Here is a 22,712-nt window from a genome sequence, read left to right as displayed (position 1 = left end):
GCCCCGGCCTCGTCGTCAACGGGTGCGGATGAGGTATCCGGCGCCGCCACCCGCGAGCGCGGCCGGGATGACGAGGAGGACGAGCCAGTAGGGGCTCCAGCCCCGCGAGCGGCCCGCCTCGTTTCCCGCGGCGATGGGGACGGCGTTGGCCGCGTCCTGAGTGCCATCGACGGGTGCCTGTGCCGCACCGCTCTGGGCGCCGTCTGTGCTCAACGCGCCGCTCTGGGCGCCGGATGTGGAGCCGTTGGCCCGGGGCGTTGCGGAAGGAGCCGCCTTGGGGGCGGTGACCGGGCTGGAGCTAGAGGACCCCGTTGAGGTCGGCGCGCCCGAGCCAACGCCGGTACGCGCGGGACTCACTCCCGCACCGGTCGTGCTCGACGTGGGGTTCGCGCCACCCGTTGCCTGTGTTCCTCCCGCACTTGCGTTGCCTCCGTTGCCTCCGTTGCTCCGAGGCGCGAGGGGGCCGCCATTGGGGGCGGGGGCCGGGAAAGGCCTCGGCGCGGGCGCGGGGTCCGGACTCGGCGTGGGGCCAGGGTCCGGGGTCGGAGCGGGGTCCGGGGTCGGTGCGGGAGTGGGCGTGGGGTCCGGGCTCGGCGTGGGGTCCGGGCTCGGCGTGGGGTCCGGGCTCGGCGTGGGGTCCGGAGAGGGGGCCGGGCTTGGTGCGGGGCCAGGGTCCGGGGTCGGAGCGGGGCCGGGAGAGGGCGTCGGCACGGGTTGGTCATTCCCGCCGGGCGCCGGGCGGTCTGCGTGGTGACCGGCACGCACGACAACCGTGAACGACTGGGGGGCGACGAGCGTACGCTCCCCGCTGCGTGCCCCGACCTCGATGCGGTAGGTCCCCGGCGCGCTGAACACCCAGTTGCCGTGCATGTGGGTGGCCTCGGTCGTGTGAACGACGCCGTCTGCCTTGGTCGAGTCAAAGTGCACCTTGGCCGCGCTCCCGAAGGCCCCTCCCTGGAAGAAAGCGGCACGCGCCCCCTCGGGGGCCTCGGCCAGATGCAGGGTGAGGTCAGCGCCGTCGGGGAGGGCCGCGTAGTCGATCCCCTCCGTGGACAGGCCCGGCCAGACGATGTCGCTGTTCTGGGTTTCGGGGAGCACGTAGGTCGCGCTACCAACCGGACCGAGGACGTCGTAACTGGGATCCGACAGTGACGAGGGCCGCACGAAGCGCGCGTTGGGTGCCACGGCCAGGGTCGTCGAAGACAGGGTGCGCAGCACCGAGGTGCGTGCGGCGGTCAGCGAGTCGTCCTTGACCGCCAGCCCGTAGGTAATGCCGGCGGCGGCGTTCTGCTGGGTCAGGCGCACATCCAGGTGGCCTCGCGCGATCTCGACCGGATCATTGAGGAGGGGCGAGGCAGGCGCCGGGTTGGTTCCTCCACCATTATCGGGGCTGGGTGCCGGGTCGGGTGTGGGCGTCGGGTCGGGGCTGGGCGCCGGGTCGGGTGTGGGCGCCGGGTCTGGGGCTGGTTCCTCCGGGACAGAAGCGCCGGCACGCACGTGAAGCGTGGCGGTCAGACCCACGTGCTCGCCGACCGTGACGTCGCTGGCCTCGGCAACTGTCATGACGGCGTCTGACAGCGGGTGGGGACGGATCGTGACGCGCATGTGCATGGGCTCGCCCTGGCACACCCCCAGGTCCTGAGCCTTCGTGTCCATGCCTCCCGCACCCAGCGTCCCCTCCATGGAGCACCAGGGGCTGAAGTCATACTTGGACTCGAGGAACTCGATCTTATAGGTCGCGCGCAGGCTCGGGTCGGCAGCTCGCACGGTCGCGGTGTATTGGTCGGTCGTGCCCGGTTTGAGATCGTAGGAGACATCAACGCGGCGCGACGACAGCGGTAGGCTGTCGGGATTCCACACGGGAGCGGGATCGGGGTTGGAGGGGCCGAGGAGTTGCTCGCCCGTTCCCACCGAGACCGGTTCCTTATCCCTTTGAGAGTACTGGGCGGCCTGGGAGATCCATCGGGCCGAGGAGGAATCCTGGGGAATGTAGATCGCCTGGACCGAGACGGCATCGGCCCCGAGCAGTTCGGAGACAGTGGCACGGCCCGCCTCGACCGGCACCTCTGTGAGGAAGTAGCCGTTGACGGTGATCCACGCGCGACCGGCGTCGGTGGCCACGCCCGTGTCGATGGTGATGTCGGTGAGATGGTTGTCGCCCGGATGCTCTCGCTGCGCGTGAGGGGCGAGCGTCAGCGTGGGAACGGCTCCCTGGCCGTCCCCACGCTCGGGGCGTGCGGCGTTGTAGGCGCTCGCGATGTCCTTGATGGTGCCCTCGGAGGGGTTGGCGCCTCCAACCTGCCAGACGAGCGGGGTGAGGGGCGAGGAGTAGATCGCCTTGCCGTCGGCGCTGCGCGCCGTCATCTTGTAGGTCGCAACGTAGCGGCCCGGCTGCGTAAACGTGGTGTAGAGATGCGTATGGCGCGGATTGTACACGCTGCGATAGGCGGTATCGTGACTCGAGAGGAAACGATTGACGCTGTCGCCGTTGTCGATGAACATCTCCATGCGTCCCGGGCCATCAACACTCACGAGGTCAAGGGTGTAGGTGTCGCCTTCAAACTTGTCGGTGTCGCCGATCTCACCAGCTCCCAGACCCGCCCAGATGGGCGTGTTTCCAGGTCCGGGATTCTGCGGCGCGGCGTTGAGAACGCTTCCCTCCGCTCCGAGGAAGGACAGGTCCGGGCGACCGGCGGGGACGACGAGCTGCGACTTCGCCTCGTCCTTCTCCCCCGTTCCGGTCCATGCCTTGGGTAGCCACAGGACTGTCTTCTCCATCGGGAGGTTGATGGTGTTGAGCGAGAAGCTCGAGGTGTCGTCGTGCCAGATGGGGATGGGCGCGTCGACGTGCTGTCCGGTGACGATCCAGTCCTTGTCCTGGTCGGGTCCGGCCCACGCCGCACTGGGAGCCAGTGCCAGGAACAGGGCGAGCGCTGCGGTGCTCACGCGTCGCAGGTATGACATTCGGGTGCCTCTTCTAGCTATATTGTTGGTGAGAATCATTATCACTCTGAATAAGCGCTTGCACAACTCACGCACCTCGCGCGTTTCGCCCGGACTCCCCCGTCGAGCGCCGATAGGCTCGCCTCATGAGATTCGCGACCTGGAACGTCAACTCCATCCGCACACGCATCGATCGCGTCATCGCCTTCCTCGAGCGCTCAGACACGGACATCCTCGCCATGCAGGAGATCAAATGCAGGCCCGACCAGTTCCCCACCGCCCCCTTTGAGGAGGCCGGCTACCAGGTGGCCGTCCACGGCCTCAACCAGTGGAACGGGGTCGCCGTCGCCTCCCGCCTCGCCATCACGGACGTCCGCGATCACTTTCCTCACCAGCCCAGCTTCGGAGAGCCCGCCACGGTGGAGGCACGCGCGCTGGGCGTCACCGTCGACGTGACCGGGGTGCTTGAGGCCCGCGAGGGCTCGCCTTCCTCGCTCACGATCTGGAGCCTCTACGTACCCAACGGCCGTGAGCTTGACAACCCTCACTACGCGTATAAGCTCGACTGGCTCGCGACGCTTGCCGAGCAGGGGCGCACGTGGCTCAGCGACTCGCAGGCCCTGATCGCACTCGTCGGAGACTGGAACGTGGCTCCCCACGACGAGGATGTGTGGGACATGTCGGTCTTCGAGGGATCCACACACGTCTCACGCGCCGAGCGCGACGCCTTCGCGGCCTTTGAACGCGACGGTTGGGTCGAGGTCACCCGAGACCGCGTCACCAACTACACCTACTGGGACTATCAGAAGTTGCGCTTCCCGAAGAATCAGGGAATGCGCATCGACTTCGCCTACTGCTCGGCGCCGCTGGCGGCGCGCGTGACAGGCGCTCACATTGACCGCGATGAGCGCAAAGGAAAGGGGGCCTCGGACCACGTGCCGGTCATCGTCGACGTCGCCTAGGCCGACCCGTCACCCTTCTCCCCCGGCAACGCCCACCGAGGAGCAGCTTCGAACCGTCTCGAGGAGCGAGGCGTTGAGAGATGACCAGTTCTCGCGATGCCACTGGCCGAAAGGCTCCTCGCCGACGAAGCAGGCGCTCGCGGCCAGGTCGCGGTCGGCCCAGACGAAGGACCCTGCCTGTCCGAAGTGTCCGATAGTGCGAGCGCTGGCATCCGGCGCGCTCCAGTGCGGAGCCTTCTCGCCCCGAATCTCCACTCCGAGCCCCCACGGGCACGGAGTGAACCTTCCATACCCCGGCACGACTCCCGCAAGAGCCGGGAACTGAGACATGGCAGCGAGCGCTGCGAGGGGCTCGCTCACGAGGGTTGGTCGTGCCAGCTCGGCACCAAAGAGGCTCAGGTCGGCGGCGCTGGCGACGCCTGCGTGCGCCGGGCTGCCCGGAATCCGCGCCGATGCCATGCCCAGGGGATCGAAGATGACCTGCTTCACCCAGCGGTCGATCTCCATTCCGGTCACGTCCTCCAGGAGTTGTCCGAGCACATCGAAACCCTCGTTGGAGTAGATCCGCCGCTTACCCGGGGCGGCCGCGGGCCGGCGCCCTTCGAAGGGCAGGCCCGAGGCGTGTGAGAGCAGGTGGCGCACCGTCGATCCGGGCGGGCCGGCGGGAGCGTCCAAGGTGGTCAGCCCCCGGTCGACGGCTACGAGCACCGACCACGCGACGATGGGCTTGGTCACGGACGCCAGCGGGAAGACCCGATCGAGGTCGCCGTGCGAATAGAGGACGTCGCCCCCGACACGCAGGACGAGGGCGACGTCAAATGACGGGAGAGGACCGATCACGCGGTGGCCTCCGGGGCCGCTGCTTCGGCGGCGGCGGTGGTCTTCTCGCTGATCTTGCGCAGCGTGCGTGCGTACACCTCTGCAACCTCCTCGGGAACCGAGGCCCCCAGCTGCAGCACGTAGTGCGCGGGCAGGTGCAGGAGCTGGACGCACACGGCCAGGAAGTCGGCGACGAACTCCCGCGCGTCGATCGGCTCGTCGTTGTAGCGCGCGGAGACGACGGAGCCGTACCAGTAGCGGATCAGAATCTTCGCGAGGGTGCGAGGGGTGGTGCCGATGTCGGCCCCCTCCTCCTCCACGAAGTTGTGGATCATGACCGCGAGGGCTTCCTCCATCTGCTGCGTCCGGTACTTGTAGTGGGCGTGCGCGGGGTGCGCCTCCGAGGACGCCTCCGCCCACAGGACACAGTCCAACGCGATGGCAGCGTCGGCACCGGGCTTCATGGCGAAGCGCATTTCGCCGACCGCCCAGTCGACAAACGAGCCAGCGGTGATGCCACCCTCGTCGAAGCCGCCTTCCACCTCGTCGTTAATCGTCACGTCGAAGAGGGCGTTCATGTCCTCGTGACGCTGGATCGCGCTGCGCAGGATCGCTTCCTTGGAAGGAAAGTGATAGACGACAGCGGGGTGTGAAATACCGACTCGACGACCGAGGTCGCGCAGAGAAAAGCCGTTGTAGCCTCGCTCTGCGATGAGGACCATCGCTGCCGAGAGGATGGATTCGCGCGTCGCCTGTCCGACGGAGTAGGCGCCACGGGCCTTCCTCTGGGTTGTCATATCATCTCCTGCTGTTGCGAACGCCAAATACCAAGCGTCCGAAATACAAACTGGTTGTCAGTGTAGCGCGCTATCTCAGGGTTTATCAACATTCATAACAAGCCCGTCGAAGGATTCGTTGATGTCAACAGTCACATTCTGACCATCATTGACGTCTCCCGCCAGCACAAACACTGCCAATCGATCGCCAATCTCACCCTGAATCAGGCGGCGCAGCGGGCGTGCCCCGAACGCCGGATCGTAGCCTGTGCGAGCCAGCCAGCCGCGCGCAGGCTCGGTCACTGTCAAGCCAATACGGCGGTCCACCAGGCGGCGCTGCAGCGACTCAACCAGCAAATCGACGATCTCGCCCAGATTTTCGCGGGTGAGCGGATCGAAGACGACAGTCTCATCCAACCGGTTAAGAAACTCCGGTCGGAAGCTCGCGTGCACGACGGACATGACGGCGTCTCGCTTCCCTTCCGGCGTCAGGTCGGGATCGGCCAGGAACTGCGACCCGAGGTTTGACGTGAGGATCAAGATGGTGTGACGGAAGTCCACCGTCCGGCCCTGACCGTCGGTGAGGCGACCGTCGTCAAGAACCTGCAGGAGAACGTCGAAGATCTCGGGATCCGCCTTCTCAACCTCGTCCAGGAGAACGACCGAATACGGGCGCCGCCGCACGGCCTCGGTCAGCTGACCACCCTGCTCGTATCCGACGTACCCCGGAGGGGCGCCGACGAGGCGCGCAACCGAATGCTTCTCCGAGTACTCGGACATGTCAATGCGGACAATGGCGCGCTCGTCATCAAAGAGGAACTCGGCCAGCGACTTGGCAAGCTCGGTCTTTCCCACGCCCGTCGGCCCTAGGAAGAGGAAGGAACCCGTCGGTCGATTCGGGTCGGCGAGGCCCGCGCGCGAGCGGCGAACCGCGTCCGAGACGGCCCGCACGGCCTCCTTCTGTCCGATGAGGCGTTTGGCGAGTTCATCCTCCATGTGCAGGAGCTTCTCCGTTTCGGTCTGCAGGAGCTTGCCCGTCGGAATGCCGGTCCACGCTTCGATGACCTCGGCGATCTCCGCGGGGCCAACCTTCTCCGCGATCATCGGCTCGGCTTCGCCGACACTGTCCTGCGCGTCGGCTCGTGCTTCCTCCTGCGCGATCTGACGTTCGACGTCTGGGATCTCGCCGTTCTGGAGACGACCGGCTTCCTCCCAGCGTCCCTCGCGCACCGCCAGCTCCAGCTGCGTGCGCAGCGAGTCGAGCTGGACGCGCAGGTCGCCGACGCGGTTGTGCCCGGCCTTCTCGGCTTCCCAGCGGGCGGTGAGCGCACGCAGGTTCTCCTCGCGGTCGGCCAGGTCCGCGCGCAGCCTCGTCAGCCGTTCCGCCGTGGCCTCGTCGCGCCCGTCGGGATCGGACTCGGCAAGGTAGGACTCTTCCATCCGCAGGCGATCCACGCTGCGGCGCAGCTCGTCGATCTCGACCGGGGAGGAGTCCAGCTCCATCCGCAGACGAGAGGCGGCCTCGTCAATCAAGTCGATCGCCTTGTCGGGAAGCTGACGACCCGAGATGTAGCGATCCGACAGGGTGGCCGCGGCCACCAGCGCACCGTCCGAGATGGTCACCTTGTGGTGAGCCTCGTACTTTGGCGCGATTCCACGCAGGATCGCGACGGTGTCCTCTACCGAGGGTTCGCCGACGAAGACCTGCTGGAAGCGTCGTTCGAGGGCGGGATCCTTTTCGATGTTCTCCCGGTACTCGTCGAGAGTCGTCGCACCGACCATGCGCAGTTCCCCGCGCGCCAGCATCGGCTTGAGCATGTTGCCCGCATCCATCGCGCCTTCGGATCCGCCACCGGCTCCGACGACGGTGTGAAGCTCGTCGATGAAGGTGATGATCTGCCCGTCGGAGCGAGTGATCTCAGCGAGGACGGCCTTGAGGCGTTCCTCGAACTCTCCGCGATACTTGGCGCCTGCGACCATCGAGGACACGTCAAGGGAGACGAGGCGCTTGTCCCGCAGGGACTCGGGGACGTCACCGGCGACGATGCGCTGGGCGAGCCCTTCAACGACGGCAGTCTTACCGACGCCCGGTTCACCGATGAGAACCGGGTTATTCTTCGTGCGTCTCGACAGAACCTGAATGACGCGCCGGATCTCGTTGTCGCGCCCGATGACGGGATCGAGCTTGCCTTCGCGCGCAACCTCGGTGAGATCGCGACCATACTTCGACAGGGCCTCGAAGGATCCCTCGGGGTCGGGCGAGGTGATCGGGTCGGGGCGTAGCTGCGCGAGGGCCTGCGCCAGGGCCTCATCGGTCGCACCCCCCTGGGTGAGGATGCGCCCCGCCTCGGTGTCGGAGGCAGCCAGCGCGATGAGCAAGTGCTCTGTCGACACATACTGGTCCGCGCCCTTGTCTGCGCGCTCGCCCGCGTCCTGAACGACTGCGAGCAGGGAACGCGAGGGCTGGGCGCTCCCCGCGGACGCACCCTGGGTTGAGGGGAGTGCGACGAGCGCGCGTCGGGTCTGCGCACCGATCGCGCGAGAATCGGCTCCCACCGCCTTCAGCAGGGCAAGCGCTATGCCTCCCTGCTGTTCGATCAGGGCTTCCAGCAGGTGGACGGGCTCGACCTGCGGGTTCCCGGCCGCGGAAGCGGCCTGCAGCGCAGAGGCAATGGCCTCCTGCGCCTTCGATGTCATCTCACGTGCCATGAGATCAATCCTCCAATATGTTGCCGTGTTGCGTCGATGGCCCTCGACGCCTTCTGGTACACACAACGACAGCAAAGTTGAGCCTATTCCACTCAACATCACCTTGGGGGATAGATCCGGCTCTCAGTTTCCAGGAAGCCAGGTGGGTCCGCCGAAGCCGCGCTGATGACCACCCGACGGCCCGGCCCCCTCGTCGTCGAGGCCGTAGCGCTCAGCGAGCGCCCGAAAGAGCTGCAGGGTGGTGGCAAGGGCGCACATCACCTGCTGGACGAGCTGGGCATCCGTCGCCCCATACTCGTAATCACCATTGACCTCGGCGACGACGCGACCCCCCTCGACCTGGTCCGCGACGTAGGACTTCGGCCAGAGAAACTCCCCATGCCAGGCCTGCAGGAAGTCACGCAGGTCCTCGCCGTACTCTGCGGGCACCAGCTGCTTCATAAAGGCGACAATCGACAGGACCTCGCTCGAGTTGCCGAGGAAGCGGAAGCAAAACAGGTGTCCCTCCCACAAGCCGCACAGGTCACCATCGCCATCGATGCGCCACGCCCAGCCCTCGGTATCGAAAAGGAGGCCCAGCCGCTCCTGCGTGATGGGACGAACCATGTCAAAGCGGTTCACTTCGAACTCTGCGCTACCCGTGGCGATTCCTTCCACCGTTTCTGCGTTGCCACTGCCCCATTGTTCCACATTGGCGGCGGCGTCGTCCGGCGGGATCGGGCGGCGAGGCGTCTCCTCGCCGTCGGCTCCACCGTCAGCATCCGCCCGCCATAGCCAGCCCATGATCATTCCCCTACTCGCGCTGATCGTCCCCGGCGCACATCGGCACCCTTATCATCGAGGCACACCCGCGTAGGCAGCCCCCACTGTTCAGCTGCATGCACACGCCCATCGGCCACCTCCAGCGCTCGCCACGATCACCATCAACACGATTGTTAACACCTTCACAGTAGCGCAGAATCGGCGAAAAACCAACGTTCTCAACGAGTCGCATTCCGAGTTGCCACCTCCGCAGCGCAACCACGGAAGCCATCGTCCCAGCTCATCCGGGTAGCCCCAGCAACAGAAACACGCATTGTCTAATGCGTCACATTTTACCCCATCTGTTGCGCAGGCCTACCTCTTCCGCTATTAGGTCGGATCCGTGCCGTCGACGCCTCCCCACGACGCGCCGGATGCGCTTGCACTCGCCTCATCCTGCGCGGCTGCGACGGGAAGCGCCGGCATCGGCAGCGGCCGCGCGCTGCGAGCAACGAGTGAGCGCAGCGCACGCTCCGCTGGCCCACGCGAGGACCCCCTGACCTCGGCGAGGATGCACCCGATACCGATCAGGACCCACACGCCGAGCGCAATCAACGCGCCCACGGCGCTGCCGACGAAACGGACGCCGAGCACACCGAGCCCACCGAACACGAGGATGAAGACCAGCGTCTGCGAGAGGTAGGCGGTCATCGAACGCCGCCCGATCGCGCTCAGGAAGGTACACACGGTGCCAAGGCTTTCACGCGGGCCGCCACCGATGAGAGCGAGGAGAGCAAGCCACCCGCACGCGCCCACGAGACCCGAGAGGTGATAGAGGGGGTTCGCCCACGTCAAGGAGTCTGCGAAGGCCCACCCCAGCTGCCCCAAGGCGAAGGGAATGCCTCCGGCGGCTCCGACCGTCAGGCCGCCGGCAGCGATCGCCCCGAGGATTGCGCGATGCCCCGGAGGGTCCTGCAAAAGCCCAAGGCGCGCGACGCCGACGCCGATCATGACCGACGGGACCACGAGGGACATCAGGAGCGTCATGGGGGTGACGATGATCCACTCACCCAGGGATATCAGCGGAAAGAGGGGGTGTAGAGCTCCCCGCGGGTGAGAACCGAGCGTCATCGAGCCACTACCCGCTGCAATCGCTATTCCCCACATCGACAACACGAATACCGCCGTGAACAACGCGCCGATCAGGCTCAGCAGCCATGCGCGTCCGGAGACCACAACCTCGGCGAAAATGACCGCGACCAGACCGTAGGCGCCGATGATGTCACCCGCAAAGACCATTCCGTGCAGGGCACCGAAAGCCAGCATCCACCAGCCACGGCGGCGGATGAGACGAGAGGCGGCGCGGCGCGCCCGCCGCTCCACCTCCTCATCGAAAATCTGGTGCTGAACGGGCGCCCAACCGGCGCTGACCTCGCTCGACACGGCCTCGCGAGCGGCGCGCCGCTCGCGCTCCATGGTGCGCATCGCCATGATCGCCATGCCGAAGCCGAAGAGGATCGAGAAGAGGGGATAGGCTCGGCGGTCGACGAAAAGGGAACGCACGATGAACCACCACTGGTCGGCCGCGTTCATGACCTGAAGCAGCTCCGAACGATTCGCCGGGTAGTCCGGGAAGTACTTCAGCCACCACGGCACATTCGCCAGGGCGATGAGAGCCAGCATGAAGCCGCGCGCGACATCGGGGGCAGGAAAACGCAGCTGGCGATCTCCCGTGAAGGAAAGGGCGGGCATGAGTATCCTCTTTCGACGCTTCTCGCTACCTATGAGAAGGGGCGAGGCCGGAGAATCTCCCGAGCCTCGCCCCGTGACCACCGGCTCAACCGATGGCGGACATCATGGCTTGCTGTTGGATCGCTCGACGCTTACCATTCGCTCTGACAACGAGGACGATCCCGACGATCAACACGACGATTCCCGAAACGCCGATGACAGTCGACCAGATCATCGCGGAACCCGTTGACGCCATCACGTCGGCGCCGCTCATGTTGAGGCCCATCAGTTTTGCACCCGAGTCAAGCCCGTCGCAACGCACGACGTAGTCACCGGCAGCGAGCCCGTCAATGGAATAGACGTTCTTCTCGTTATCGAAGGGACTCATCTGGTGACTCTGCTGACCCGAGTCGATCAGGGCGCACGAATCAGCGGTCCCGGGACTGACCATCACCGTGTAGCTGCCACTGCTCGAGACCGTGACGCTATCGCCGTTGTCGATGGTTGCGGCTTGTGCGGCGGCCTCGCCGAGCGTACGAAAGCCCGTGGATAGGAGGACGACGAAGACGATGGGGGCCACGACGACCATCATGAGGACACCGAGACCGATCAAGATGCCTCCGGGCGCCCGACTCGGGAGCTTCCCCGTCGGCATGACGGCAGGACCGGGGTAGCCGGGTCCAGGAACGCCACCGGGGTATCCCTGGGGAGCACCGGGCCCATTTTGCCCGTATTGCGGCCAGGGGGTTCCCTGCTCGCCGGGGACACCGTAGGAGGGATTCGACATGTTTGTGCCTTCCTGAAGGGGATGATGCTTAAGCATAACAACGGGGCAGCCGCAGCGAACAGTACGTCGCGACAATCGGATCAGATCTCTCTTGATCGTACGCCGTTTCCTCTCCGAGGGAGGGGAAACGGCGGGGCAGAAAAGGGCACGACCCCACAATCCTGGGGGTCGTGCCCTCACGGGTTCGTCAGCGCACGGCGCCCGTCATCGCTTCGCCCATGATGCGGCGGCGCTTGCCGTTTACCCTGACCAGAAGCACGATGCCGACGATCACGGCGATCACGCCTGCGACCCCCACGATGGTGCCCCACAGAAACGGCATGACGAAAATCTGCGTGACGGCTTCCGGTGCCGTGTTGTACGCGATGACCTTTGTGCCGACGGTGGCGGCAACGCATTGAAGCTTGTACTGACCTGCCGGGACGCCCGACGCAACGTACGACTTGCCGTTATCCCCATACGGGTCCAACCGGTACCTCGTGCCGCTCGAATCGATGAGCGAACACTCGGGGTCCTTACCGGCGACAGCCTTCACCGTGAAGTGTCCGTCCGCGGTCACCGTGACGACGCTGCCGTTGTCGGTGGTACCGCCCTGGACCGATCTTCCGGGGGTGCTGGCAATTCCATAGAGCATCGCGGCGAAGAAAGCGATCGGCGCGATGACGATCATCAGAACCGCACCGAGGATGAGCGTGGCGACGGCGGGGCCGCGGCCGGGCATCGACGGCACGCTCACCGGCGAAGGAGCACCGTAGCCCCGGGGGTCGCTGCGCGCAGCCTGACCATTGAGCGGGAACGCCGCGTGCTGATCGCCCGAGGGGCCGTAGGAGGGGTTGGACATGTGGGTGTCTTTCTGACTGATGGACGTGACGCGTTAGGGCATCCTCACGCCCGCCAGGCGCTGCGCACGCAGCTCAGCGACCCCCGGCACCTCGAGCGGAGCCAGCGTCGTGCCGGTTGCGCGCTGCAGCAGCAGGTCCGCGAGCTCGGGGTTGCGGGCGAGGACAGGGCCATGCATGTAGGTCGCTATGACGGATCCTTGAACGGCGCCGTCGTAGCACACCTCCGGTGCTTCTTCTCCCCGGGGTACGCCGTTGCCCACGCCCGAGATAACTCGGCCGAGCGGAGCCGCGTCGGGGCCAAGGACGGTGCCGCCTCCGTGGTTTTCGAAGCCGGTGAGGGTTTGCGTGAGGCATTCAAGGATAGGCGCACAGACCAGTTCACCAATCGCGCGATGTCCCTGGGGGCGCGTGGTGATGTCGAGGACTCCCATGCCTGCGACGCGTGTGCCCCTCGCGTCCTCGTACCAGTGGCCGAGAACCTGCAGGGAGGCGCAGATGGCGAGCAGCGGACGACCCGCGTCAAGAGCGCGGGCAAGCCCCGAGGTGCCGCGGAACTTGTCTGCGGCGAGCGCCTGAGCGGTGTCCTCGCCGCCGCCGAGCGTGTAGATATCGAGGCTGTCTGGAATCTCCTCATTCAGTCCAACGTGGACGATCTCAGCGTCAATGCCGCGCCTGCGGGCTCGCTCCGCCAGGATCAGCGCGTTGCCGCTGTCCCCGTAGGTGCCCAGGACCTCGGGCATCAAAACGCCGATGCGCAGCGTGGAGGCGCTCATCGCGTGCCCTCCTTTCGATCGAGCAGGACCTTGAAGTCGCGCATGGCCGTGTAGTTGAGGAGCATCTCGACGCGACCGGGATCGCACGCTGCCAGGGCGTCCATGGGCAGGGGCACAAGGTCGCAGTGAACGCCCGCGTATTCGAGGCGCACGGCGAGGTCTGCGCCCCGTTCGCCGCAGGCGAGGACGCGGCGGCCGGCCTGCTTGACACCGGAGAAGTCAACGTCCCAGAGCCAGGAGAGATCCTGCCCGTCGGGGACCTGTCCGTTGACGCCGATGACGACCTGGTCGACACGCGGATCGATCATCGTCATGGCTTCCTGCCATCCGGCGGGGTTCTTGGCCAGCATGAGACGGGCGTTGCGTCCGTTGATGTCGTGGACGGAGTAGCGTCCGGCAACCTCCGTGACACCGTTGATGGCCTCGGCGGCGGTCGCAGGGTCGATGCCCATGGCGACGGCGGCGGCGACGGCCTGCGCGGCGTTACCGAGGTTCGCGCGTCCGGGGAGCTTCAGGGCGAGGGGGACGCTCTCGCCGCGAGGTCCGCGCAGCGTCGCGCGCGGGCCCTCGGGGGCGAGCTCGACATCCTCGAGCCACCACTGGGGCTGGGGACGGCGCTTCAGGTCGGGCAGTTCCTCCCCCTCGAAGGCCGGGATCAGGTGCCACCCGTCCTCGCTGCGCGCGACGCGCCCCCCTCGGGGATACGCCGCACTGTCGCCTCCCCACCCGGCGCCGGCGGCGACCCACACGACGTTCGGATTGTCCGCGGCCGCAGACACGATCAGGGGGTCGTCGCAGTTGGCAACGACCGTGGCACTGGGGTGGGCGGATGCCCCTTCGCGCAAGCGGCGTTCGACCGTGCCGATCTCACCGACTCGGTCGAGCTGGTCACGCGAGAGGTTGAGGTAGACGAAAACGTCGGGATGCACGTCCGCCGCAACGGCCGGAACGTGCATCTCATCGACCTCAAGGGCGGCACGCGTTGCCCCTTCGCCTCTCATGAGCGCGGTGATGACGCCCGACGTCATGTTGTCACCGTTGGTATTGGAGGCAACCGGCCCGCCTCTTTCCAGGGCGGCTCGCACCATCCGTGTTGTCGTCGACTTTCCATTGGTTCCCGTCACGACGACGCAGGAGTACGGGGCGGCGAGTTCCGCGAGGAATCTCGGGGAGATACGCAGGGCAACCTCGCCCCCGATCATTCCGCCGGAGCCTCGCCCAAGCGCTCGGGACGCACATCGTGCGGCTGTTCCGGCCGCCCGGGCTAGTCGCGAGCGCACCGACAGGTGATGCGATGATTTCGTCATGCACCCACGTTAACTCATGCGCCACCGACGCCGCGTCGCCAGGCTCAGGGCGCCCGCTCTCACCCCTCGCCAGGCCGGGGCGGAAAGGCCGGTGCCTCCCGCACCGCGACACGCCGCATGCTCGCTGACCTGCGAATATAGTTACGCACCCCATATCGGAGTTACCCACGCCATGCCACTGTGATCGTCTCGACATATCCCTTTGGTCGATCCTTCGCCATCGCCCGCATGCACGTCGCTCACTCGCGGGTCACAATCGGCAAAATTTCAACGAAAATCGCCGATTCTTCGACGCGCCCGCATCCGTGAGATCACCCGAGGAGAGAGCCGACCCGTGACGCACGCTTCCCCCAACTCGATTGCACATATGTGCGAACCGCCTCCCGGGTCGACAATCGACTATCAAAACCGGCTGTGACCTGGTAAAACTATCATCAGCAGGCGAAAGCCTGTCGCCTGTTCCAGGCTTCGGTCGTGGGTCCTGTGTGCCCCCGGATCCTCGATCGAATTACGCTGCGGGACCCATCCGTTGGATGGGTCCCGCAGTTCTATTGCGCACCAATCGCTAGCGGCCAGGGACGATCGTCCCCTCGATGACCGCTCGCACGCCGCCACGCCTCCGCTGCCTGCCGACGACGGAGGACGCCTGCCCGTCGACAGATGTGAGCGCGGTGAGCGCGCGCATCGGGTTCCACACCGTGAGAGATCCGCCCGAGGCGACGGAGGACTCCCGCCCCTCCCAGGCTCGCTGGCCTCTCCTCATCGGCATGACCTGACCGTCGGGGGAGGCGGCGAAGACACGGTTACGGCGAGCCTCGGAGGCGGCGACCGTGGCACGCAGGCCGTCGCACTCCGCCTCGAGCTCCTCGACGCGGCGCTCGAGGTCGAGGATGCGCCGGATTCCCGCCAGGTTGATCCCCTCTTCCTGACTCATGCGTTGCACATCGCGCAGCCTCTGCACGTCGCGCTTCGTGTAGCGCCGCCCCTTCCCCTTCGTGCGCGCCGGAATCACCAGGCCGAGACGGTCGTACTGCCGCAAGGTCTGAGGGTGCATACCGGACAGCTCCGCCGCAACGGAGATGGCGAAGGTGATCGCCTCGCCTCGCCCCTTCACTGCCATGGCTTACTCCTGCGCCGTCTTCGCCAGGGACGCACGCACGTCGAGGTCTCCCTCGGCCTGCGCCATCTCCTTCGCAAGTCTCTTCAGCTCACGGTTCGGTTTCTCGGGGACCTGGATGGCCACGCGAGCGACCAGGTCACCGCTCACCTTGGAGGTTGAGACCCCCTTGCCACGCACCCGAATCTCGGTGCCCGACGAAGAACCCTCGGGCACCTTTACCGCGGCCGTGCCGCCGTCGATCGTGGGCACGTCGATGACGGTGCCGAGGATCGCCTCGGACACGGTGACAGGCAGCGTCACCACGAGGTCATTGCCCTCGCGCGAGTACACGGGGTGCGGCTTCACCGTCACGGCAACCTCAAGGTCGCCGGTGGGGCCGCCGTGCAGGCCGGGCTTCCCGTGACCCTTGACGCGAACCTTCTGGCCATCCTTGATGCCGGCAGGGATGCGGACCTTGATCGGAGAGCCTCCAACCTTGATGGTCAGGGTCGCCCCATTCAGAGCCTGGCGCAAGGAGATGGACAGCTTGGCGCGCACCGTCCCGCCCTTTTCGGGCGTGGGTGCGCCGTGCGAGGCCCGGGCGCTGAAGGGAGACCCGTAGGACTCGCCCCCGAATCGGGAGCTGCCACCCGCCGCGCCTCCAAAGAGACCGGAGAGGATGTCCTCGAAGCCGGCCCCGCCGCCGGGCATGCCGGAGGCCTGGAAGCGCACGTTGTGGCCACCGCCGCCGAAACTGCCTCCGGCGCCGCTAAAGCCCCCGAAGAGGTCTTCGAAGCCGCCCGCTCCACCGGATCCGGCGGAGAAGCGCGCACCTCCGCCTGCCATGGCGCGAATCGCGTCGTAGCGCTTGCGTTCCTCGTCGTTGGACAGGACCGCGTATGCCTCGCCAATCTCCTTGAACCTGGTTTCGGCCGCCGTATCGCCCGGGTTCTGATCCGGGTGCCACTGCCGCGCCAGCTTACGGTAGGCCTTCGTGATGGCCTTCTTGTCCGCCTTCTTGTCGACTCCCAGGACCTTGTAGAAGTCCTTCGAGAACCACTCTTGTTCGCTCACGCGCGTTTCACCTCTCTTTCAGTCACGAGCATGTCGAAAGTCATTCAGGGTTGTTCACCAGCACCTTTGCGGCTCGCACGACGCGCTCATCGCGGCGGTAGCCACCGGTCAGGACCTGCCCGATCACGGGATGGTCCACATCGGGGCTCGTGGTGGCCATCAGGGCATCGTGCAGGGCAGGATCGAAATCGTCACCCTCGGCTCCGTAGCGCTCCAGCCCGAAGCGCGTCTTGAGCGTGTCCTCGAGCTTCGCAGCGATCGACGCGAAGGGACCGTCCTCCAGGTCTCCGTGCGCGCGGGCCGCGGCGATGTCGTCGAGAACGCTGATGAGCGACTCAATGACCTCGTCCTGCCCGGCGGTCTTGTGACCCGGGATAGCTTCCTTGGAGCGACGCACGTAGTTCGCGTACTCCTGGCCCTGGTTGTAGAGCTCCGCGTTGGCGCGGGCCAGCTGGTCTTCGATGGTTGCGATGCGTTCGAGAGCCTTGGCAAGGTCAGAGTCCTCGACCTGGTCCTCGAAAGCACTCATATCGTCAGCCGGATTCTCGGGCGAGGACGACTCTGCCGCCTGGCCGACCGGGGCCGACTCGAGGGAGTCGGCCCCGGGGGCGTTCGCGTCCTCGTTGGGCGCCGAGAAACCGTTGGTTTCCTCGGTGCTCACTTGTTGTTGTCCTCATCCACGATTTCGGCGTCCACGACGTCGTCCTGGGCGGGGGCCGCCTTCTGGGCGTCCTCGGCCTGCTGCTTGGCGTAGATCTCCTGGCCGATCTTCATGCCCGACTCAGACAGGGTCGTCATCGCGGCCTTCACAGCCTCAATGTCATCTCCCTTGAGGGCTTCCTTCACGGCGTCGACATCCTTCTGGACGGCCGCACGGGTCTCCTCGGAGATCTTGTCGGCCTCGTCCTTGAGCAGCTTCTCCGTCGAGTAGACGGCCTGCTCAGCCTGGTTACGGGTGTCGGCTTCATCACGGCGCTTCTTGTCCTCGGCAGCGTGCTCCTCGGCCTCGCGCACCATGCGGTCGATGTCCTCCTTGGGCAGGGACGATCCACCGGTGATGGTGACCGACTGCTCCTTACCCGTGCCGCGATCCTTCGCGGAGACGTGAACGATACCGTTGGCGTCGATGTCGAAGGTCACTTCGATCTGAGGAACGCCGCGCGGAGCGGGGGCAATGCCGGAGAGCTCGAAGGTACCCAGCAGCTTGTTGTCGCGGGCGAACTCACGCTCGCCCTGGTAGACCTGAATGAGCACGGAGGGCTGGCCATCCTCGGCGGTGGAGAAGATCTCCGAGGCCTTGGTCGGGATCGCCGTGTTACGGTCGATGAGCTTGGTCATAACGCCACCCTTGGTCTCGATGCCGAGCGACAGGGGGGTCACGTCAATGAGCAGGACATCCTTGCGGTCACCCTGGATGACGCCGGCCTGCAGGGCAGCGCCCACGGCGACGACCTCATCGGGGTTGACACCCTTGTTGGGCTCACGGCCGCCGGTCAGCTCCTTGACAACCTCGGTGACGGCGGGCATGCGGGTGGAGCCGCCGACGAGCACGACGTGGTCGATCTCGGAGACGGTCACGTCAGCCTCGGCCATGACGTCGCGGAAGGGCTTCTTGGTGCGCTCGAGCAGGTCCGCGGTCAGTTCCTCGAACTTGGCGCGCGTCAGGGTCTCATCCAGGTGGATGGGGCCATCGGCGGTCATGGACAGGTACTGCAGCGAGATGTTCGTGGAGGTCGCGGAGGACAGCTCCTTCTTGGCCTGCTCAGCGGCTTCCTTGAGACGCTGGAGCGCAACGGGGTCCTTCGACAGGTCCGCGCCGGTCTTCGCCTTGACCTGGCTGATCAGCCAGTCGACGATGCGCTGATCCCAGTCGTCGCCGCCCAGGTGGTTGTCGCCGGAGGTGGCACGCACCTGGATGGTGGAGAAGCCGTCATCATCCTTGCCCACCTCGAGGAGGGACACGTCGAACGTGCCGCCACCGAGGTCGAAGACCAGGATGAGCTCGTCCTCCTTGCCCTTTTCGAGACCGTAGGCCAGGGCCGCGGCGGTGGGTTCGTTGACGATGCGTTCGACCTTGAGGCCGGCGATCTGACCGGCGTCCTTGGTCGCCTGACGCTGCGCGTCATTGAAGTAGGCGGGAACCGTGATGACGGCCTCGGTGACGGGCTCACCCAGGTAGGCTTCGGCGTCCCTCTTCAGCTTCTGGAGGATGCGCGCGGAGATTTCCTGCGCCGTGTACTTCTTGCCATCGATCTCCGTCGTCCAGTCGGTGCCCATGTGGCGCTTGACCGAGGAGATGGTGCGATCAACGTTCGTGACCGCCTGACGCTTGGCGATCTCACCGACGAGAACCTCGCCGGTCTTGGAGAAGGCGACGACCGAAGGAGTCGTGCGAGCGCCTTCAGCGTTCGGAATGATGGTGGGCTCGCCGCCTTCGAGGACGGCGATAGCGGAGTTGGTGGTGCCGAGGTCGATGCCGACTGCACGTGCCATAGTGTGTGTTCCTTTCATCGGCGAGGCCGACTCCGTCTCACCGGAGCGGCTCGCATTGCTGTCTCGTGCCGGGATGATCCCGACAGACCCTTGAGTCTGATGTACTCAACTTTAGGACCGGGCGTTTTATTCCGCAAGCCGAACACCCGAAACTTGAGTCATACACGCTCATGCTTGATGGAGGGTGTGCACTCGCCTCGGACCGGAGGTTTCCCCACGCAAGACAGCAGACCCCGGGCCCGTGGGGCCCGGGGTCCAAAGCTCAGCGCTCGCTCAGCCGTTGATCACGTCAGCGACGCGCGCGGCGCAGGGCGAGGAGTCCTCCACCCATTCCCAGCAGGGTCAAGGTCGCCAGGGAGCCACCGAGCACATCGGCGCCGGTCCTGGCCAGGTTGGGACGGTCCCCACCATCGTGACCACCGGGGGTCTCGCTCGGCGTCGGAGTCTCGCTCGGCGTCGGGGTTGCCGACGGCGTCGGGTCCGGAGCCGGGGTGTAGGTGTTGGTCACCTCGAGGGTGGCGACCTCGCCCGCCTTGACCATCACGGGATCAATCGTGGAGGTCTGGAGAGTGAAACCATCAACCGAGGCATCCTTCTCCGTCACCGTGCAGGTCGCACCGGCGGGAATCTCCCCGGATATCTTGGTGTCACCGGCGGCGACGTCCGTAATCGAACCGGAGGTCTTAGCCGGATCATCACACACGTAGTCGAAGGAGAACGTCTTGTCGGCAGGAATGTCACCAACAACCTTCTTGGTCACGGCAATGTTGCCAGGAGCCGGGGTATAGGTGTTGGTCATGACAAGCGCAGCAACCTCGCCATCCTTGACGGTAACGGGATCCGCCACAGCACTGTCGAGGATGAAGCCATCAACCGCGGCCTCGGCCTCACGTTCGGTCACCAGACACTCGGCACCGTCCGGGATGTCGCCCGATTCCTTGGTCTCGCCGGCGGCGACATTCAGGATCGAACCGGAGGTCTTCGCCGCATCGTCACACACGTAATCGAAAGCGAAGGTCTTGCCAGCCGGGATGTCACCAACAACCTTCTTGGTCACAGCAATCTTGCCGGGAACCGGGGTGTAGGTATTGGTCACCTCGAGGGTGGCGACCTCGCCCGCCTTGACCATCACGGGATCAATCGTGGAGGTCTGGAGAGTGAAACCATCAACCGAGGCATCCTTCTCCGTCACCGTGCAGGTCGCACCGGCGGGAATCTCCCCGGATATCTTGGTGTCACCGGCGGCGACGTCCGTGATCGAACCGGAGGTCTTAGCCGGATCATCACACACGTAGTCGAAGGAGAACGTCTTGTCGGCAGGAATGTCACCGACAACCTTCTTGGTCACGGCAATGTTGCCCGGAGCCGGGGTGTAGGTGTTGGTCACCTCAACGGTGGCAACCTCGCCCGCCTTGACCGTCACCGGGTCAATGGGCGCGTACTTGAGAACGAATCCGTCGACAGAAGCATCCCGCTCGGTGACCTCACAGGCAGCGCCTGCGGGGATGTCGCCGGATTCCTTGGTCTCGCCGGCGGCGACGTCCGTGATCGAACCGGAGGTCTTGGCGGCATCGTCACAGACGTAGTCGAAGGAGAAGGTCTTACCCGCCGGAATGTCACCGACAACCTTCTTGGTCACGGCGAACTTGCCGCTCTTGGGCGTGTAGGTGTTGGTCACCTCAACGGCGGCGACCTCGCCCGCCTTGACCATCACGGGATCAATCGCGGAGGTTTCCAGGTTGCTTCCGTCGATGGAGGCGTCCCGTTCGGTCACCGTGCAGGTCGCACCGGCCGGAATCTCAGCGGACTCCTTGGCCTGACCGGGAATGACATCCGTGATCGAGCCGGAGGTCTTCGCGGCGTCGTCACACACGTAGTCGAAGGAGAAGGTCTTGCCAGCCGGGATGTCACCGACAACCTTCTTGGTCACCGAGATTTTGCCGGGTGCCGGGGCTGCGGTGTTGGTCAGCGAGACCGAAGAGACGTTGTTCTCAGCGATGGTGAAGGAGACCTCGTTCACGGCGGTCGTGGATCCGACGGAGAAGGAGGGGTTGCCCTGCCAACGCAGTGCGGCAGGCAGCTGTGCGGAGTCGAGGGACTCCGTGAGCGTCACCTTGGTGCCCTTGGGGAAGGCCACACCGGCCACACCCTGCTCAACGGGAACCTTCATCGTGTAGGGGTTGGCTCCACCCTCGGGAGCGGTCCACTCGGGGTGGAGAGCCGGGTCCCAGCCAGCGGGGAGTTCGTAGTTGACGTTAATCGTGACGGCCGTGGCGGCGGGGATCTGACCGGCGTCGGCACCGACCTGCGCTCCGAGGACGTACTTCTTCACGCCGAAGGCCCCGTATCCGGGCTTCATCTCAATGGTGTAGGTGATCGGGTCGCGGTAGCTGATCGCCGAGGTGATCGGGCCTTCCGTGTCACCCACCAGCGTCGCGCTGTTCGTGTACTGCTTCTCGGGGATGACTTTACCGTCGATCTTCGAGGAGTAGACGATCTCGTAGTTGATCGCCGGATCGAAGTTGCCGTCGGTACGAGTAAGCGTCACCGTCGCGGACTTGCCGTCTGCGGAGATCGTGCGTTCCAGCGTGTAGTTGCCGTAGGCCGTGTTGATGCCGGGCTGCCCGACTCGCGCGACCGTGGGGTACTGGTTCGGCGCGCTCTTAGGATCGACTCGAACGTACCAGGTGGAGTCGGCGGGCAGCAGCGTCTGACCGTCAGCGCCGAGGACATCGTTGAAGACGACCTTGTTCGCGTAGGTGCCTGCGGGCATTCCAGCACGCTCTGAGAGGCGGCGGCCGGAACCAGTAATGTGCCAGTTGATCTGGGTCGAGTCACGCTTCAGGGAGTTCGCGTACTTGCCGACGTTCTTCTCGGTCCACAGGCGCTGGACGATGGGCCCATCGTTCGGGTTCGGAACCTGAGTCTCGACGCCATTGGCATTGAAGGGAAGCTTCGTCAGCGGCGTTTCCTTCTGAGCCATGAGCATCTGATTCATCGTGCCCTTGACGTTGCCTTGAGCTGCGACAGCTTGATTGAAGGTACAGGTCATGACATCGGCGGCAGTCACACACTCGCCGACCTGCTCGCGGTTAAACATCAGCGGATCGCTACGCCCCACCTCGCGGAATCGGTAGTAGTGCGTAATATCAGGCAACGCGGCCCCCGTGGCCGGAAGACCAACCGTGAAGGAGTCGCCCGGCTGAGGGTTTGCCTCGGTGGCATCCCACTCGATATACATCCTCACCGGATCCTCAACCTGGGCACCCGCCCCTGGGATCTCCACTCCGTCCTTGTCGGACAGAACCAGCGGCTTGATCGCAACCTTAATGTTGGGGTTGACGGCGGCCTCGGCAGGCGCGGCCGAAAAGACGCCAAAGACGCCCATCCCGGTCGCGGCGAGGGCCAGCGCCGAAGCACCGACCGCCGCCCGCGCCCACTTAGCGCGGAGCATCGTCATCAATTCATCCTCCGTAGGGTTCGTATGGGTCCGCGCGACCAGGACATAGTGGCGGCCACGACGGTTACCAGACAGACTACGTGCGATCAGAAAGGCCCATAGGCCCCAAAGCTCAACAAACCCTGACCACCCCCTGGGAATTAACCCGCACACCGAGGAGAGGCCACCGGCACAACCCACAGACCCCACCACCCAC

16 protein-coding genes are annotated in these 22,712 nt (G+C 65.6%); 1 reads left to right on the top strand and 15 read right to left on the bottom strand.

Features of this window, described 5'->3' with window-relative positions; all coding sequences use genetic code 11:
• Window positions 1–15: 15 nt before the first annotated feature.
• Window positions 16–2,946 carry a choice-of-anchor M domain-containing protein gene (locus HMPREF9006_RS08120; RefSeq protein ID WP_232209860.1) on the bottom strand — a complete coding sequence of 977 codons (2,931 nt, stop codon included), beginning with the start codon at window positions 2,944–2,946 and terminating at the stop codon, window positions 16–18.
• A gap of 143 nt (window positions 2,947–3,089) precedes the next feature.
• Here HMPREF9006_RS08120 and HMPREF9006_RS08115 point away from each other — a divergent pair, with 143 nt between their 5' ends.
• Entirely contained in the window at window positions 3,090–3,905 is an 816-nt protein-coding gene (locus HMPREF9006_RS08115) for an exodeoxyribonuclease III (protein ID WP_009213118.1), read from the top strand.
• Between the two features lie 9 nt (window positions 3,906–3,914).
• Here HMPREF9006_RS08115 and HMPREF9006_RS08110 read toward each other — a convergent pair whose 3' ends face one another.
• The 14 genes from HMPREF9006_RS08110 to HMPREF9006_RS08045 form a co-directional block, all read right to left on the bottom strand.
• Entirely contained in the window at window positions 3,915–4,745 is an 831-nt protein-coding gene (locus HMPREF9006_RS08110) for a serine hydrolase domain-containing protein (protein ID WP_009213117.1), read from the bottom strand.
• On the bottom strand, window positions 4,742–5,521 hold the full coding sequence (locus HMPREF9006_RS08105; RefSeq protein WP_009213116.1) for a TetR/AcrR family transcriptional regulator: 780 nt from the start codon (window positions 5,519–5,521) through the stop codon (window positions 4,742–4,744). The genes HMPREF9006_RS08110 and HMPREF9006_RS08105 overlap by 4 nt, the downstream gene beginning before the upstream one ends.
• A gap of 75 nt (window positions 5,522–5,596) precedes the next feature.
• Window positions 5,597–8,209, bottom strand: coding sequence for an ATP-dependent chaperone ClpB (gene clpB / locus HMPREF9006_RS08100; RefSeq protein WP_009213115.1), 2,613 nt, complete (start codon window positions 8,207–8,209; stop codon window positions 5,597–5,599).
• A gap of 123 nt (window positions 8,210–8,332) precedes the next feature.
• Window positions 8,333–8,992, bottom strand: coding sequence for a YbjN domain-containing protein (locus tag HMPREF9006_RS08095; protein ID WP_048740589.1), 660 nt, complete (start codon window positions 8,990–8,992; stop codon window positions 8,333–8,335).
• Between the two features lie 348 nt (window positions 8,993–9,340).
• On the bottom strand, window positions 9,341–10,702 hold the full coding sequence (locus HMPREF9006_RS08090) for a DUF418 domain-containing protein (protein ID WP_009213112.1): 1,362 nt from the start codon (window positions 10,700–10,702) through the stop codon (window positions 9,341–9,343).
• Window positions 10,703–10,787: 85 nt separating this feature from the next.
• Window positions 10,788–11,468: a hypothetical protein gene (locus HMPREF9006_RS08085; protein ID WP_009213111.1), complete on the bottom strand. Its 681-nt coding sequence runs from the start codon at window positions 11,466–11,468 to the stop codon at window positions 10,788–10,790.
• A gap of 187 nt (window positions 11,469–11,655) precedes the next feature.
• A complete protein-coding gene (locus tag HMPREF9006_RS08080; RefSeq protein ID WP_009213110.1) occupies window positions 11,656–12,309 on the bottom strand; it encodes a hypothetical protein in 654 nt (217 codons plus the stop codon).
• Between the two features lie 33 nt (window positions 12,310–12,342).
• Complete coding sequence (locus HMPREF9006_RS08075; RefSeq protein WP_009213109.1) at window positions 12,343–13,083, bottom strand: type 1 glutamine amidotransferase; 741 nt, start codon at window positions 13,081–13,083, stop codon at window positions 12,343–12,345.
• A complete protein-coding gene (locus tag HMPREF9006_RS08070) occupies window positions 13,080–14,390 on the bottom strand; it encodes a Mur ligase family protein (protein ID WP_193389641.1) in 1,311 nt (436 codons plus the stop codon). Before HMPREF9006_RS08070 ends, HMPREF9006_RS08075 begins: the two co-directional genes overlap by 4 nt.
• Window positions 14,391–14,955: 565 nt before the next feature.
• The gene (locus tag HMPREF9006_RS08065) at window positions 14,956–15,510 is read right to left on the bottom strand and encodes a heat shock protein transcriptional repressor HspR (protein ID WP_009213106.1); all 555 of its coding nucleotides are present in this window, start codon (window positions 15,508–15,510) and stop codon (window positions 14,956–14,958) included.
• A 3-nt stretch (window positions 15,511–15,513) separates the two neighbouring features.
• Window positions 15,514–16,563: a DnaJ C-terminal domain-containing protein gene (locus tag HMPREF9006_RS08060; protein WP_009213105.1), complete on the bottom strand. Its 1,050-nt coding sequence runs from the start codon at window positions 16,561–16,563 to the stop codon at window positions 15,514–15,516.
• A 40-nt stretch (window positions 16,564–16,603) separates the two neighbouring features.
• Window positions 16,604–17,224, bottom strand: a complete 621-nt coding sequence (locus tag HMPREF9006_RS08055) for a nucleotide exchange factor GrpE (RefSeq protein WP_009213104.1) — start codon at window positions 17,222–17,224, stop codon at window positions 16,604–16,606.
• Entirely contained in the window at window positions 17,221–19,056 is a 1,836-nt protein-coding gene (dnaK, locus tag HMPREF9006_RS08050) for a molecular chaperone DnaK (RefSeq protein ID WP_009213103.1), read from the bottom strand. Before dnaK ends, HMPREF9006_RS08055 begins: the two co-directional genes overlap by 4 nt.
• Window positions 19,057–19,345: 289 nt before the next feature.
• On the bottom strand, window positions 19,346–22,516 hold the full coding sequence (locus HMPREF9006_RS08045; protein WP_009213102.1) for a DUF5979 domain-containing protein: 3,171 nt from the start codon (window positions 22,514–22,516) through the stop codon (window positions 19,346–19,348).
• Window positions 22,517–22,712 lie beyond the last annotated feature (196 nt).

This window comes from Actinomyces sp. oral taxon 180 str. F0310 (assembly GCF_000185285.1).
Lineage (GTDB): Bacteria > Actinomycetota > Actinomycetes > Actinomycetales > Actinomycetaceae > Pauljensenia.
The sequence above is the reverse complement of the archived record's forward strand: the minus strand, read 5'-3'. Positions and strand labels throughout refer to the sequence as shown.